Source organism: Micromonospora sp. KC723 (assembly GCF_004348595.1).
Classification (GTDB): domain Bacteria; phylum Actinomycetota; class Actinomycetes; order Mycobacteriales; family Micromonosporaceae; genus Micromonospora.
Window position 1 is genome coordinate 1 of record NZ_SMKD01000015.1, and the last position, 15429, is coordinate 15429.

The 15429-nt window shown below is 73.7% G+C and carries 12 protein-coding genes and 1 pseudogene; 9 read left to right on the forward strand and 4 right to left on the reverse strand.

Annotation, left to right across the window (positions count from 1 at the left end; genetic code table 11):
- The 5 genes from E1165_RS05915 to E1165_RS05935 form a co-directional block, all read left to right on the forward strand.
- Positions 1 to 883, forward strand: an 883-nt coding sequence (locus E1165_RS05915) for an endo alpha-1,4 polygalactosaminidase (RefSeq protein WP_207916652.1), incomplete at its 5' end; no start/stop codon positions are given.
- A gap of 87 nt (positions 884 to 970) precedes the next feature.
- Entirely contained in the window at positions 971 to 2332 is a 1362-nt protein-coding gene (locus E1165_RS05920; protein WP_132388502.1) for a nucleotide sugar dehydrogenase, read from the forward strand.
- Positions 2329 to 3294, forward strand: a complete 966-nt coding sequence (locus E1165_RS05925; protein WP_132388504.1) for an NAD(P)-dependent oxidoreductase — start codon at positions 2329 to 2331, stop codon at positions 3292 to 3294. Before E1165_RS05920 ends, E1165_RS05925 begins: the two co-directional genes overlap by 4 nt.
- Positions 3294 to 3986 (forward strand): hypothetical protein, encoded by a 693-nt coding sequence (locus tag E1165_RS05930; RefSeq protein WP_243704605.1) that lies wholly within the window; start codon positions 3294 to 3296, stop codon positions 3984 to 3986. The genes E1165_RS05925 and E1165_RS05930 overlap by 1 nt, the downstream gene beginning before the upstream one ends.
- Positions 3987 to 4112: 126 nt before the next feature.
- Positions 4113 to 5534: a serine/threonine-protein kinase gene (locus tag E1165_RS05935; protein ID WP_243704606.1), complete on the forward strand. Its 1422-nt coding sequence runs from the start codon at positions 4113 to 4115 to the stop codon at positions 5532 to 5534.
- Positions 5535 to 6254: 720 nt separating this feature from the next.
- Here the strand turns inward: E1165_RS05935 and E1165_RS05940 are convergent.
- The 3 genes and pseudogenes from E1165_RS05940 to E1165_RS05950 all read right to left on the reverse strand — a co-directional run.
- A pseudogene (locus E1165_RS05940) lies at positions 6255 to 6395 on the reverse strand (aminoglycoside phosphotransferase); the annotation flags it as partial.
- Positions 6396 to 6551: 156 nt separating this feature from the next.
- Complete coding sequence (locus E1165_RS05945; RefSeq protein ID WP_132388508.1) at positions 6552 to 6974, reverse strand: MmcQ/YjbR family DNA-binding protein; 423 nt, start codon at positions 6972 to 6974, stop codon at positions 6552 to 6554.
- A gap of 40 nt (positions 6975 to 7014) precedes the next feature.
- Positions 7015 to 7998 carry a YafY family protein gene (locus E1165_RS05950; protein WP_132388510.1) on the reverse strand — a complete coding sequence of 328 codons (984 nt, stop codon included), beginning with the start codon at positions 7996 to 7998 and terminating at the stop codon, positions 7015 to 7017.
- An 84-nt stretch (positions 7999 to 8082) separates the two neighbouring features.
- On the opposite strand from E1165_RS05950, the gene E1165_RS05955 reads away from it, so the two are divergent.
- Together E1165_RS05955 and E1165_RS05960 are read left to right on the forward strand one after the other, a co-directional pair.
- On the forward strand, positions 8083 to 9216 hold the full coding sequence (locus E1165_RS05955) for an epoxide hydrolase family protein (RefSeq protein ID WP_207916664.1): 1134 nt from the start codon (positions 8083 to 8085) through the stop codon (positions 9214 to 9216).
- Between the two features lie 186 nt (positions 9217 to 9402).
- Entirely contained in the window at positions 9403 to 11232 is a 1830-nt protein-coding gene (locus tag E1165_RS05960; protein WP_132388514.1) for a long-chain fatty acid--CoA ligase, read from the forward strand.
- A gap of 30 nt (positions 11233 to 11262) precedes the next feature.
- Here E1165_RS05960 and E1165_RS05965 read toward each other — a convergent pair whose 3' ends face one another.
- Entirely contained in the window at positions 11263 to 11820 is a 558-nt protein-coding gene (locus E1165_RS05965; protein ID WP_132388516.1) for a DUF4334 domain-containing protein, read from the reverse strand.
- Between the two features lie 97 nt (positions 11821 to 11917).
- Here E1165_RS05965 and E1165_RS05970 point away from each other — a divergent pair, with 97 nt between their 5' ends.
- Both E1165_RS05970 and E1165_RS05975 read left to right on the forward strand, forming a co-directional pair.
- Positions 11918 to 12964, forward strand: a complete 1047-nt coding sequence (locus E1165_RS05970) for a substrate-binding domain-containing protein (RefSeq protein WP_132388574.1) — start codon at positions 11918 to 11920, stop codon at positions 12962 to 12964.
- Positions 12965 to 13298: 334 nt separating this feature from the next.
- Complete coding sequence (locus tag E1165_RS05975; protein WP_243704608.1) at positions 13299 to 15410, forward strand: glycoside hydrolase family 36 protein; 2112 nt, start codon at positions 13299 to 13301, stop codon at positions 15408 to 15410.
- Positions 15411 to 15429 lie beyond the last annotated feature (19 nt).

Sequence of the window (15429 nt, forward strand, 5' to 3'; positions counted from 1 at the left end):
GGCCGGCACCGTTCCCGCCCCGGCCGGCACCGCCGTGCCGGGTGGCGCCGTCCGCACACCGCCACCGAGCGGGACGGCCACCAACTGGGCGTACCAGCTACAGGGGTACGCCGGCGGCCGGCTCGACGCGCTTGCCCGCGGGCCGTACCAGCTCGTCGTCATCGACCTGGCCCGGGACGCGCACACCGACTGGTTCACCGCCGCCGAGGTCGGTGCGCTGCGCCGCGGCGGTAAGCGGGTGCTGGCGTACTTCGAGATCGGCAGCCTGGAGGACTTCCGCCCGGAGTACCCGGTCATCCGCCGGACCGCCCCGGACCTGCTGGCCAACGAGTGGACGGACTGGCCCGGCGAGTACTTCGTGCGCTACTGGGATCCCCGGTGGTGGGACCGGGTGGTCAGGCCTCGGGTGGACCAGGCGCTGCGCGCCGGCTTCGACGGGGTCTACCTGGACACCCCGCTGGCGTACGAGGAGATCTCCCTCGCCCGCACCGGAGGCCGTGGCCGGGCGCGGCTCGCCGCCGACATGACCGCCCTGATCGTCCGGATCAGCACGTACGCCAAGGCGCGCCGCCCCGGCTTCCTGATCGTCCCGCAGAACTCCCCGGAACTGCGCGAGCAGCCGGGTTACACCGCCGCCATCGACGGCATCGGCATGGAGGAACTCTTCTACCTGGCCATGGACGAGCCGTGCACCCGGGACTGGTGCGCGGAGAACCTGGCGCACACCCGGGCGCTGCGCGACGCGGGCAAGTTCGTGCTCGCCGTCGACTACGCCGTACGGGCCGAGCACGTGCGGGCGGCCTGCCGCCGGTACCGCGCGGAACGGTTCGCCGGCACGGTCACCGTCCGGGCGCTCGACCGGCTCACCGCCCCCTGCGGCTGAGCCGCGCCGTCGCGGACGGCCGGACCGGCCACCGGCGACGGACGGTCCGCTTCGCGGACCACCCCTCCAGCAGAAAGGACCAGACGCATGCGCACAAAGGTCGGGGTAGTCGGCCTGGGCTACGTGGGGCTCACGCTCACCGTCGCGCTCGCCGACAAGGGCTTCACGGTGCACGGCGCGGACGTGTCGCCAGCGGTCCTGGCGTCGCTGTCCCGGGGCCGACCGCACATCTTCGAACCCGGTGTCGAGGACATCCTGGCCGCCCGTGTCGGCCGGGACATCCACGTCGGCGCCGAGCTGCCACGCGACACCGTCGACGTGGCGGTGATCAGCGTGTCGACGCCGGTCGACAACATCACACACCGGCCGAACCTGGCGAACCTGGCCGCCGCCGCCCGGGCGGTCGCGGCCACCTGCCGCCCGGACACGCTGGTCGTGGTCCGCAGCACGGTGCCGGTCGGGGCCAGCCGCCGGGTGGTGCTGCCGGAACTGCGCGCCGCCTGGGGTGAGCAGGTCCGGCTGGTGATGGCGCCGGAGCGCACCATCCAGGGCCAGGCGCTGCGGGAACTCGTCGAACTGCCGCAGGTGGTCGGCGGCCTGGACGCCGCCAGCCTCGCCGCCGGGATCGAGTTCTTCGGCGGCCTGGCACAGACCCTCGTTCCGGTCAGCGGGCTGGAGACCGCCGAGTTGGTGAAGCTCTCCAACAACTGCCACACCGACCTGATCTACTCCTTCGGCAACGAGGTCGCGCTCATCGCCGAACGGCACGGCCTCGATCCGCTGGAGGTGATCAGGGCGGCGAACCTCGACTACCCCCGCCCGGACCTCGCCAAGCCGGGATACGTCGGCGGCGGCTGCCTCTCCAAGGACCCGTACATCATGATCGACAGTGCCGGCGACCGCGCGCCGTTCCTCGTCGGCAGGGCCCGCCAGCTCAACGAGTACCTGCCGGTCCACGTGGGGGAGACCGTGGTCCGGATGCTGGCGCAGGCGCGCGGGCGCAGCCACGGGGCGCGACTGGCGGTGCTCGGCTGGGCGTACAAGGGATGGCCGCCCACCGACGACATGCGCGGCACCCCGATCGCCACCATGATGCGGGTCTTCTCCGCCGCCGGCGTCACCGTCCTCGGCCACGACCCGATGGTGACCGACGACGTGATCCGGCAGTACGGGGGCGAGCCGGTCGGCCTGGACAAGGCGTTCACCGACGCCGACGCCGTCCTGATCATCAACGACCACCCGGACTACCGGGCGATCCGGATCCCGGAGCTGCTCGGCGGGAGCCGACCGGCGTTCATCTACGACTCGTGGCGGGTGCTCGACGCCGACGCGGTCACCGCCGCCGGGATCCGCTACGCCGGCCTCGGATACCTGCCGTCCGCCGTGCCGGCGACCGTCGACGCGCCGGCAGCACCCGCCGTCGCCGTCGGGGAGGTGACGCCGGCATGAAGGCCCTCCTGCTCGGCGGGGCCGGGTTCATCGGCCTGCACCTCGCCCGCCGCCTGGTGTCCGACGGGCACCACGTGACGATTGTCGACGACTTCTCGCGGGGCCGCGACGACGCCGACCTCGACCACCTGCGCGGCGACCCGGCCGTGCGGGTGGTCTCCGCCGACCTGACCGCCGCGGACACCTGGGCCGCCCTGCCGTCGGGTTGGGACCAGATCTACCTGCTCGCCGCGGTCGTCGGCGTTCGCAACGTGGAACAGGACCCGGCCCGGGTGGTCCGGACCAACACCCTCGTCGCGTTGCACCTGCTCGACTGGGTGGCCCCCGGCGAGCGGGTCTTCTTCGCCTCCACCAGCGAGGTCTACGCCGGGGGCGTGAGCGCGGGGGCGGTGCCGGTGCCGACACCCGAGACCGTACCGACGATGATCTCCGACATCACGGCGCCCCGGTTCGCCTACGCGGCCAGCAAACTGCTCGGTGAGGCCGCCTTCCTGCACACCGCCCGGGCCCGGGGTTTCGAGACCGTGGTCGGCCGCTTCCACAACGTGTACGGCCCGCGGATGGGCGCCGACCACGTCATCCCGGAGCTGTCCCTGCGCGCCCTGCGCGGCACGGACCCGTTCCCCGTTCCCGGCGCCGACCAGTACCGGGCCTTCTGCCACGTGGACGACGCGGTCGAGGCCATGCTGCGGCTGATGGCCAACCCGGCCGCGGCGGGGCAGATCGTGCACATCGGAAACGACCGCGAGGAAACCAACATCGGCGACCTCGCCAAGCTGGTCCTCAGCGTGGCCGGAACGAGCCCCGCCGTCGAGGCGACGGCGGCGCCGCCCGGTTCGGTCGCCCGCCGCTGCCCCGACCTGTCCCGGCTGCGGGCGCTGACGGGCTACGAACCGACCGTCAGCCTGGAGGAGGGCGTGCGGACCACCTTCTCCTGGTACCGGGAGCACGGGCGGTCGTGATGAGCCGACGCCCCATCTGCTTCTACTACGGCGACGGGCGGCTGGCCGACCTCGCCGGCTATCTGCGGGTGGTCCTGCAACCGGGCTTCTACCGGCCCGCCGAGCTGCGACACCTCGCCGAACAGGGCGTGCAGACCCTCGGCTACCTGTCGCTGTCGGAGGACCAGGGACCGCCCGCGCCCTGGCAGCGCCGGGAGCGCAACCCGGACTGGGGCGGCGCGTTCGTCCACGTCGACCATCCGCTCTGGGTGGCACACGTGGTCGGCTCGGCGAAGGCGGCGATCGCCGGTGGCTTCGCCGGGCTCTTCCTGGACACGCTCAACGTCGAGCTGACCCACCCCGAGGACGTGCCGCACCTGCTCACCCTGATCGCCGCCGTGCGGGAGGAAGCCAAGCCGGCGTACCTGCTGGCCAACCGGGGCTTCGGCATGCTGCCCCGGTTGGCCGAACTCGTCGACGGCATCGTCTTCGAGTCGTTCTCGGCCCGCTGGACCGACGACGGCTACGCCCCGTGGCCACCGGACGTGCTGGAGTTCCACGCCCAGATCGCCGAGCAACTGCTCCAGTTGGAACTGGACCTGTACAGCCTGGACTACGCCGACAGTCCGGGGCTGAGCGACTTCGCCCAACGCCGCGCCCGCCAGTTCGGTCTCCAGTCCTTCGTCAGCGACCGTGCCCTGTCCCGTACCTGACCGCACCCTCGCGCCGTGCCGGCGGTACCGCGCCGGCCGGCGTGTGGGAGTCGTGCCCGCCCGCCGGCTGGTCCGCCTGCCCGGCGGCGGCGCGCGTGGGCGGGCGGTGCCGGGTAGCGTGCACCTGTGCAACCACCCTCCGGTGCACGACCGGTCGAGATCGGCGGATGCCGGATCGAGCGCCTGCTGGGCGCGGGCGCGTTCGCCACGGTGTGGCTCGGGTTCGACCCCCGGCTGCGGGACTGGGTCGCGATCAAGGTGCTGGCCGAGAACTGGGCCAACGACCTGCGTATCCGGGAACGGTTCAGCCTGGAGGCCCGACTGCTGCGGCGGGTGGACAGCCCACGGCTGGTCCGCGTGCACACGGTGGGCGAACTCGCCGACGGGCGGCCGTACATCGTCATGGAATGGGCCGCCGGTGGGAGCCTGCGCGACCTGCTGGAGGCGGGTGACATCCCCGCCGACACGGCGTGGGGCATCCTGCGTCAGGTGGCCGCCGCGGTCGCCGACCTGCACACCAACGGCATCGTGCACCGCGACCTGACGCCGGGCAACGTGCTGCTCTGCCCGCCGCGACCCGGCGACACCACGCCCGCCACCACCGGCGAGCACACGCCGCCCGAGCCGCCCGCCGTACCCACCGCCGACGCGCAAGCCTGGTCGGGCGGACGGATCGTGGTCGCCGACCTCGGCCTGGCCAAGGCGATGGCCGCCGCGTCCGGGCTCACCGCCCGCGCCGGCACCCCCGGCTACATGGCCCCCGAGCAGGACGACCCGTCGTCGACCGTCGACGAGCGGGCCGACGTGTACGGGATGGGCCGGCTCGGCCTGCGGCTCTTCGGCGCCGCCGGCCCGCCGCCGGGGGTGGCCGCCGTCCTGGCCCGGGCCACCGCACCGGCTCCCGCCGCCCGCTACCGGGACGCGGACGCGTTCGCGCGGGCCCTGGCCGACACGGCCACGTGCCGCGCCGGGCCTGACCGCCGCCCGCGGCGCAACCGGCGCACGGCGGTCGCCGCGCTGGTCCTGGCCGCCGGCGCGACGGCGGGAGCGGTGGCGGTCGACGCCTGGCGGGACCGGCCCGATCCGGTGGCCACGGACGCCAGCGGGCGGATCAGCGTACGCCTGCCGCCCGGCTGGCGCGCGGAGGGCGCGGGCTGGGCGGGACGCCCGGCAGCCGGCGGCGGCCTGGCGCCGGCCATGGTGATCTCACCCGACCCGGCGCACTGGGTCACCGATCCGGAGGTGCCCGGAGCGTTCATCGGGCTGTCGGACGGCCGGGAGGCGGCCACGGACGCCGCCGACTTCCTCGCCGGGCACACCCACCCACGGTGCCGCGCCGACCCGGTGCGGGCCGTCCGTCGGGCTGACGTCGAGTGGACCATCGTCCGGTACGCCGCGTGCCCGACCGGCAAACCGGTCATCGTCGAGGCCGCCGCCCTGCTCGCCGGTGGCGCCACGCTCGGGTACGTGCAGGTGACCCCGCCGGACGCCGCGAGCGCGACCTTCGTCGACGACCTGCTGGCCGGGATCACGCTGCGGGCGCGATGACCGCCCGCGTGGCGGCACCGGTCACCGGACGACGACCCGGATCGTGTGCGCGCTCGGATACGTCAGGGTGATCGACACCGTGCCCGTCTCGACGAGTTGGCAGGTGTAGATGCCGGCCTCGTAGCGGCAGACCGCCCTGCCGGGCGGCGTCGCGGTCAACTCCTCCGGGCCGACGTCGCGGACGCGCAGCACCCCGCCAACCCCGATGCACAGCGACCGGGGCCGGTCGGCGGTGTCGGCGCCGTCGATCTCGTACACGACCGGGCCGAGACAGGCCGAGGTGGTGCGCGGCGGTGTCGTCGGGCGGGTCGCTCGGGTGGGGGTGCCGGGTCGCGGGCGCGTCCCGGTGTCGCGCGGGGCGGCGGAGCGGGTGGTGGGCGGCGCGGGCGTGCTCGCGACGGTCGTCGCGACGACGGTGGACGACACGGTCGGTTCGGTGGCGGGTTGGCCGGTGATCGGCGCGACCGGCTCGTCTGCGCAGCCGGCGAGCAGCGCCGCCGTCAGGGTGAGCGTGACGGTGACAGCGGGACGGGTGAACATCGGGGCCTCCTTGGCGCGAACGGTCCTGTCTGGTTCGTCAACCCCGGACGCGCCGAAGTTCGGCCCGCGTCGCGAATCGACGGCCCCGACCGTGTCAACACGCCCACCGGCGGTGGCAGTGGTCCGACCCGGTCCGCTCGGGGTGGCGCGCGACGAACTCACCAGCCAGGATGTCAAAGGGACGGCGAGCGCCTTGACGATGTTGCACTCGGCCAGGTCCAACATCCAGCGCCGATCGGGGAAGTCGGTGCTGGCGATCCGCAGTGGACCCTCGATCAGGGACAACACCTGCGCGTACCGGTAGAGCTCCAACAGCCGTGGGACCCGCACGTCGATGGCGGCGCCGACCCGGCCGCCGGGACCGGGCAGCGGAGCGGCACGCCGCGCGGCGCTTGACGATGCCCTGCGCGTGCCGTCCGTTCTCACCCCGCCGAGGTCACGCACCACGCTCCTCGACAGCCGGCCCGGGCCGGCCCCTCACGTCGGGCGGTGCGCCACCCGGGCGACCTGGCCCGCCAGCCTCCTCGGCGCCAGCAGGCAGTAGCTCTCGGTCAGCAGCTCCCCGACCTCGTCCCAGTCCGTCCGGTCGTCGAGGACCATGCCCAGCACGTCGTCGCCCCAGCCGGGCCGGTAGAACGGGGGGCCGCCGGCGACCAGGGCGTGCACCTCGGCCACCGGCGCCCGGAGCGTCAGGACACAGGCCGGCTCGGCGGTCGTGGCTGCTCCCCAACCCGCCACCTCGTGGTCGGAACCGACGGCGAGCACGTGGGCGAAGGTCCGCCTGCGGATGCGCCAGCGCACCCCCACCCAGGCCGGCTCCTCGTAGGCCTCCGGCAGCCCGAGGCAGATCGGGCGCAGCCGGTCGAGGAGCTCGGGCGCGACATCTGCGGGAGCGGTCATGCCGCGCACGCTAACCGGCCCCCCCGACAAACCGGCGCGGTCACGGCGGACCCACGCCACCGTCCACACCCCCTCCGGGTACGGCGCGCCGGCACCGGTCGCCGAGCTCGCGTACGGCGTCGACCAGCTCGGGCGGTCCGGTGACGGTGAAGTCGACGCCGATCACCGCCACCATCCACGCCAGGTCCCCGGGCGTGTCGGCACCGAGGTGCAGCAGGCAGCGCGTGGCGTCGACGGCCTCCACCGTGCCCATGCCGGGCCAGAGCCGCTCGGCCACCACGGCGGCCGGCGCGTGCATGGGGACGCTCGCCCGTACCGCCCACGGCCCGGCGGACAACTGCCGCGCCAGGTACGCCGCCGCGTCCCCGCCGGGTGGCTGCCGATTGACGAAGCGTGGGCCGGTCGGGGTCCAGGGGCGGAGCCGGTCGACCCGGAAGCACCGCCAGTCGCCGCGCCCGGTGTCCCAGGCCAGCAGGTACCAGTGCCGCCCGAAGCTGACCAGGGTGTGCGGCTCGACCAGCCGGGTCGACCGGCCGCCGTGGTGGTCGGTGTAGTCGAACCGCAGCCGTTCCCGCCGGTAGCAGGCGGCGGAGATCGTGGCCAGGACGCCCGGACCGACCGTCGGCCCGGGATGCCCGGCGCGGACGGTGGCGTGCTGCACCGTCGTGACCCAGTGGCGTAGCCGGGCCGGTAGGACCTGCTCCAGTTTGGTCATCGCCCGCAGCGCCGTCTCGTCGATGCCGGTCACCGCGCTGGCGGCGGCGGTGCGCAACCCGATCGCGACCGCGACCGCCTCGTCGTCGTCGAGCAGCAGCGGCGGCAGGACCGCCCCGGCGTCGAGCCGGTAGCCGGCGCGGCCCTGGCTGGCGTGCACCGGGTAGCCGAGCTCCCGGAGCCGGTCGACGTCCCGCCGGATCGTGCGCACGGTGACGCCGAGCCGGCCGGCCAGTTCCGTGCCGGACCGGTGCCCGTGGGACCGCAACAGGGACAACAGTTGGAGCAGCCGCGCCGAGGACCTCACCATGGCGGCGAGACTGCCAGACGGTTGGGACCGATTCTGACCTGAGTGGCTCCTAACGTCGGTGCCGTGACGACCACATCTGACGGTATCCGCCCCTTCCGCATCGCGATCCCAGAGGCCGACCTGGATGACCTGGCGACACGGCTGGCGGCCACCCGCTGGCCGGAGCTGCCCGACGTCGGCTGGCAGCGCGGCGTCCCCGTGTCCTACCTGAGGGAGCTGGCCGGGTACTGGCGGACCGGGTACGACTGGCGTAAGCACGAGGCCGCGCTCAACGACATTCCGCAGTACGTCACCGAGGTCGACGGCCAGCGCCTGCACTTCCTGCACGTCCGCTCACCCGAACCGGACGCGACGCCGTTGTTGCTGCTGCACGGCTGGCCGGGCTCGTTCGTCGAGTTCCTCGACACCCTCGGCCCGCTGGCCGACCCACGGGCCCACGGCGGCGACCCCGACGACGCGTTCCACCTGGTGGTGCCGTCGCTGCCCGGGTTCGGGTTCTCCGCCCCACTGGCCGGACCCGGTTGGGGCACGCAGCGGATGGCCGGCGCGCTCGGGCGGCTGATGGCCCGGCTCGGGTACGACCGCTACGGCGTGCAGGGCGGCGACACCGGCTCGTGGGTCGCCCCGGCGCTCGGCCGGCAGGCCCCCGACCGGGTCATCGGCGTGCACGTCAACGCGCTGTTCACCTTCCCCACCGGCGCCGAGGGGGAACTGGACGGCCTCACCGAGGTCGAGCAGCGCCGGTTGGAGGAGATGGCGCAGTACAACGACGGCTACCTCCAGATCCAGGCGAAGTCCCCGCACACCCTGGCGTACGGACTGCACGACTCGCCGGCCGCCCAGCTCGCCTGGATCGTGGAGCACTTCCAGCGGCTCACCGACCACCCCGACGGCGGGCTGCCCGACGACGCCGTCGACCGCGACCGTCTGCTCACCAACGTCACCCTCTACTGGCTGACCGGCACGGGCGGCTCCGCCGCCCAGATCTACTACGAGGACATCACCGCCGCCGGGTGGGGCGACGAGGCCGGTCGCGGCGACGTACCCACCGGGGTCCTGGTCGCCACGGCCCGCGACTTCACCGTCCGCCGACTCGCCGAGCGTGACCACCACGTCGTGCGCTGGACCGAGTACGACCGGGGCGGGCACTTCTTCGCCATGGAGCAGCCCGCCCTCTTCGTCGACGACCTGCGCGCGTTCTTCCGGACGCTGCGCTGAGACCGGCCCGGCGCGCACCCGGCCGGCCCACGGGCTGCCCTGGTGCGCGCCGGGCGCACTACCCGTCGTCGGCCACTCCGGGAGCACTTTCGCCATTTCCCGCAGCCAACCGCGACGAGGTCGCCACGATGGGGACAGACCCGTACGGCGGTCCGGCCTGTGCCGCGGGCGGCGAGGGGGAAGACGATGCAGGACGTGGCGGCGGCGGTTGCGCCCGTCGGATCCGGGACACCGGGCCTGGCCGAGCAGGTGTGGATCAACGCCCGGGAAGACCCCGAAGCGGTGCAGTTCGTCCGCCCGGCGCCGGTGTCCCGGGCGTGGCCCGCCCGACGGCCGGTCCACGGCAGCGCGCTGCCGGTGACGTGCGGGCAGTTCCGGGACGACGTCCTGGCCCTGGCCCGTGGTCTCCTCGCCGCCGGCGTGGCACACGGTGACCGGGTTGCCCTGCTCAGCCGCACCCGCTACGAGTGGACGCTCGTCGACTACGCCCTGTGGGCGATCGGCGCGGTGACCGTGCCGATCTACGACACCGCCAGCCCGGAGCAGGTGGGTTGGATCCTGGCGGACTCCGGGGCGACGGGCTGCGTGGTCGAGCAACCCGGCCACGCCGAGATGCTCGCCGGCCTGCGGCCGGACCTGCCGGCGCTGCGTGAGGTCTGGCAGATCGACGCCGGCGACCTGATCGCCCTCGCCGGCCGCGGCCGGGGCGTCGACGACCACCAGGTCGACGCCCGACGTGCCCGGGTGACCGGTGCGGACATGGCCACGATCGTCTACACCAGCGGGACGACGGGCCGGCCCAAGGGATGCGTGCTGACCCACCGCAACATCCACTGCGACGTCACCGCCGCCGTCGACGTGCTGTCACCGGTGCTGCATCCGGGGGCGTCGACGGTGCTGTTCCTGCCGTTGGCACACGCGTTCGCCCGGCTGATCCAGGTGGGCATGGTGCAGACCCGCGCCACGCTGCTGCACAGCGCCGACGTCGCCGGCGTGATCGAACAGCTGCGCACCTACCGCCCGACGTTCATCCTCGCGGTGCCCCGGGTCTTCGAGAAGATGTACAACCGGGCGCGCGACAAGGCGGCCGACGCGCACCAGGGCCGGTTGTTCGGCCTGGCCGCACAGGTGGCGGTGCGCCACAGCCGCGCCCGCGACACCCCGGGTGGCCCCGGCCTGCCGCTGCGGCTCGCCCACGCCGTCTTCGACCTGCTGGCGTACCGGAAGATCCGGGCGGCGTTGGGTGGACGGTGCCGGACGGCGATCGTCGGCGGCGCGCCGCTCGGCGAGCGGCTGGGGCACTTCTACCGGGGGGCCGGGATCACCGTGTTGGAGGGGTACGGGCTGACGGAGACGTCACCGGCGTTGACGGTGAACCCGCCGTCGGTCCAACGGATCGGGACCGTGGGTCGGCCGCTGCCCGGCGTGGAGCTGCGCGTCAACGACGACGGGGAGATCCTCGCCCGGGGAGACGTGGTCTTCCCCGGCTACTGGAACAACCCGGACGCCACCGGGGCGACGTTCACCGCCGACGGCTGGTTCCACACCGGTGACCTGGGCAGCTGGGACGACGGCTGGCTGCGCATCACCGGCCGCAAGAAGGAGATCATCATCACCGCGGGGGGCAAGAACGTCGTGCCCGCCCCGATGGAGGAGGCCGTCCGCGCCCATCCGCTGGTCAGCCAGTGCCTGGTCGTCGGGGACGGCCGGCCGTACCCGGCCGCGCTGGTCACCATCGACCCGCGGGCCTGGGCCCGGTGGCGCGCCGCCCACCACCGCCCGGACGCCTCCGTCGCCGAGCTACGGGACAGCCCGGAGCTGCGCCAGGAGGTGCAGGCCGCGATCGACCGGGCCAACGAGACGGTGTCGACGGCGGAGCAGATCAAGACGTTCCGCATCCTGCCCGAGGACTTCACCGAGGAAGCCGGGGAACTCACCCCCACCCTCAAGATCAAACGTGACGTCGTCGTCGAGCGGTACGCCGCCGACGTCGACGCCCTCTACCGGGGCCACTGACACAGCCCCGGCCGCCGCCGGGGTGGGCCCTCACCGCGCCTCGTCACGGGTGAGGACGAACATGAACGGATGGGGGGAGCCGCGCATGTCCATCGCGCCCAGGACGGTGTCGTCGTCGATCCTCCGGAAGGCATCGTGGACGGGGAGCCTGTCGTAGCACATGGTGGCGGTCACCACGCCCCGGTACTCGGTCATCCGCAGCCGGGCCGTCGGCTTCGTCGTGGTCAGCAACGGCCGTACCAGCCGGAACGCCCTCGCCGCGACGGGCAGGCGGGCCAGTCGGGAAAAGCGCAGCAGCGGGCCCAGCGGGATCAACGCGGGGTCGAGGCTCGCGACACCCCCGCCAGCCGTGCGGAACAGCAGCGGGTGAGCGGCCTCGGCGGTCTCGAACCGTTTGCCGTACCAGCCGGAGCGCTCCAGCAGCCCGTCCATCGGGTGGCGGGTCTCCAGCCCGACTCCGCGCCACCGGCCCAGCATCTGGCGCACGGTCACCGGCGCGAGGGAGTCGAAGTGCCGCAGGGCGAGCCGGATGTCCCGCTTCGCCCGTAGGTCGTCCAGCGCTGATCGGTGCGGATGGTCGGCGGTCACGGTGGCAGCTCCTTGGTCGGGCGGCGCTCGTCCGGAAAGGGCGGGGATGTCGGTTGCTTTGACCCGGCGCGGGGTGACCGATCATGCTGGTGCGGTGATGCGACCGTCTTCCGGCAGGCCGGCCCGGCAGCGGCGGGATGCCGTTCCGAGTATCCGTGACGTGGCGGCCGCGGCGGGAGTTTCGTACCAGACGGTGTCGCGGGTGCTCAACGATTCGCCCAAGGTGCGGCCGGACACCCGCCGGCTGGTGCTCGATGCCATCGACCGGTTGCAGTACCGGCCGAACCGGGCCGCCCGGGCGCTCGGCCTGGGGCGGGCGAACGCGGTGACCGTGGTGACCGCGAACACCATGCTGTACGGGTACGCCAGCACGTTGCAGGGCATCGAGGAGGCCGCCCGGCTGGCTGGTCTGGCCGTCGGTGTCCGGGTGGTCGAGTCGGACCAGGACGTCGATGTGCGCCACGCCGTCGAGTACGTCAGCGATCCCAGCGCGGGCAGCGTGGTCGTGGTCGCCTTCGACTCGGCCGGCGCCAACGTCCTGCGGGCGTTGCCGCCGGACGTGCCGGCGGTCGCGGCGACGGAGGCCGGTGGGGTGGCGGGCAGCGAGCGCACCATGATCTTCCTGGACGAGCGGCAGGCCGCGGCCGACGCCACGCGGCACCTGCTGTCGTTGGGGCACCGCACGGTCCACCACGTCGCCATCCCCTCCGAGACGGTCGCCAGCGCGCGCCAGGCCGGGTGGCGTGGCGCGCTGGAGGAGGCCGGTGCCCCGGTGCCGGGAATCCTGCCGGCCGACTGGGATCCCCGTTCGGCGTACCTGGCGGGCCGGCGACTGGCGGCGGACGGGGACGTCACGGCGATCCTGTGCGGCAACGACGACACCGCGCTCGCGGTACGCCGGGCACTGTACGAGGCGGGTCGGGACGTGCCGGGGGACGTGAGCATCGTGGGCTTCGACGACGTCCCCGGGGTGGCCTACTGGACGCCCGCGTTGACGACGGTGCGGATGGATTTCGCGGGCCTGGGCCGGGCCTGCCTGGCGGCGCTCGCCACCGAGCTGACCGGTGTCGTCCCGTCCGCGGTGACGCCCGAGGCGCCCCGCCTGGTGATCCGTGAGTCGACCGCACCGCCGCGCGGGCGGTAGGACACCTGCTGGTAACAGAACTGTAACGGCTACTTCCGGTGCGCCGTGTGACCGGTCACACTCGTCATCACGCCCGAGGTGAGCGCTCACTTCTGGCCCGCCCTGAGAAGACCCGGCCCCGCTGCGGGGCCACCGTGGGCGCCTCGCCCCGGTGTCGCCGCTCCTGCACGCCACGCGAACGCGGAGGGAGGCGAGCGACGGCCATGACACCGACCAGAACCCGAGTCGCCCACCACGCGACCAGCGCCGACGGCAACCGCGGCTGCCGTCACCGGAGCCCGGTCCCGACCGCCCGACACGCGGTCACGAGTTCGACCAACGACAGGAGCAGGCAGTGAGCTGGCGCGACACCAGTCTGGTGTGGGGACACCGGGCGTTGCAGTTGACCATCGACATCTCCGGCGACGGCCCGGTCGCCGTCCGGGCCCTGTCCGACGGCGACCGGCGACACCACACCCGGGCGACCCAGCCGTTGGTGGAGCTGCTGATCGCCGGCGCGGGCCGGGCCCGGGTCTCGCAACGCTTCTCCGAGACCGCTGTCGGCCGACGCATGGTCTACGCCGGCAGCCAGCAGCGGCGCGACGGACAGTGGCACGAACTCCGCGTCGACCTGCGGGACGAACAGACCGGGCTGCTGGCGCGTACCCTGTTCCGCTCGGCCGACGGCACCAGCGCCGTGCAGGTACGCACCACCGTGACCAACCACGGCACGCAACCGCTGCCGCTGCTCGGGATCACGTCCTTCGCCGCCGGGTTCCCCGGCCACCCGATGGAGAACCTCGACCTGGTCCGCGGCGACAGCGAGTGGCTCGGCGAGGGCCGGTGGACCCGCCACCCGCTGCGCGACACCGTCACCGCCGACCTCAACCTGGCGATGCACCGCCAGGACGGTCGCGGCCGGTTCGCCGTGGTCAGCACCGGGACCTGGTCCACCGGCGCCCACCTGCCCACCGGCGGCATCGTCGACCGGGACGGCGGACACGCCTGGCTCTGGCAGATCGAGCACAACGGACCCTGGCGGTGGGAGGTCGGCGAACGGCTCGACGGGGCGTACATCGCGCTGCTCGGCCCGACCGACATCGACCACCAGTGGCAGCAGCCACTGCGACCCGGCCACTCCTTCACCACCGTGCCGGTGTCGGTCGCCGTATCCTCCGCCGGTCTCGACGGTGCGGTCGCCGCCCTCACCGGCCACCGGCGGACCCTGGTCCGCCCGCACCGCGACCGGTCGACGCTGCCCGTGGTCTTCAACGACTACATGAACACGCTGATGGGAGACCCGACCACGGCGAAGCTGCTGCCGCTGGTCGACGCGGCCGCCGACGCCGGAGCCGAGGTCTTCTGCGTCGACGCCGGCTGGTACGACAACGACCTCACCTGGTGGGACAGCGTCGGCGAGTGGCAGCCGTCGCAGACCCGCTTCCCCCGCGGCATCGAGGAGGTGCTGACCCGCATCCGGGACCGCGACATGGTCCCGGGCCTCTGGCTCGAACCCGAGGTGATCGGGGTACGCAGCCCGATGGCGGGCAAGCTCCCGCCGGAGGCGTTCCTGCAACGCGGCGGCGCCCGGCTGGTCGAACACGACCGCTACCACCTGGACCTGCGCCATCCCGCCGCGGTCGCCCACCTCGACGAGGTCGTCGACCGGCTGGTCGAGCAGCTCGGCGTCGGCTATCTCAAACTCGACTACAACATCGACCCCGGCGCCGGCACCGATCTGGACGCCGACAGCGTCGGCGGCGGCCTGCTGGCTCACAACCGCGCGCACCTGGACTGGTTGGACCGGCTGCACCACCGCCACCCCGACCTGATCCTGGAGAACTGCGCCTCCGGCGGCATGCGCATGGACTACGCCCTGCTGTCCCGGATGCAACTCCAGTCGACCAGCGACCAGCAGGACTACCGGCACTACCCGCCGATCGCCGTCGCGGCGCCGATGTCCGTGCTACCGGAACAGTCCGCCAGCTGGGCGTACCCCCAGCCGGACATGCCCGACGAGCAGCTCGCCTTCACCCTCTGCACCGGCATGCTCGGCCGGCTCTACCTCTCCGGCCGGCTGGACTCCATGCGCCCCGACCAGCTCCGTGCCGTGCGGGACGCCGTCGAGGCGTACCGGGGCATCCGCGCCGACCTGGCGGACACGGTGCCACTGTGGCCGCTCGGCCTGCCCGCCTGGAGCGACCCGTGGCTCAGCCTCGCACTGCGTCGCCGGAACGTCACCTACCTGGGGGTGTGGCGGCGCGACGGCGGCGACCCGTCGGCCACGCTGCGCCTGCCGCACCTGACCGGCCAGCAGGTCACCGTCGAGCTGCTGCACCCGCGTCACCTGCCCCCCTGGACCTGCACCTGGACGCCCGGCACCGGAACGCTCACCGTGACACCCACCCGCCCGGAACCGTTCACCGCGCGGATCTTCCGCATCACCACCGACGTACCCACACCCTGACCGGCCCGCCTCCCGGCAG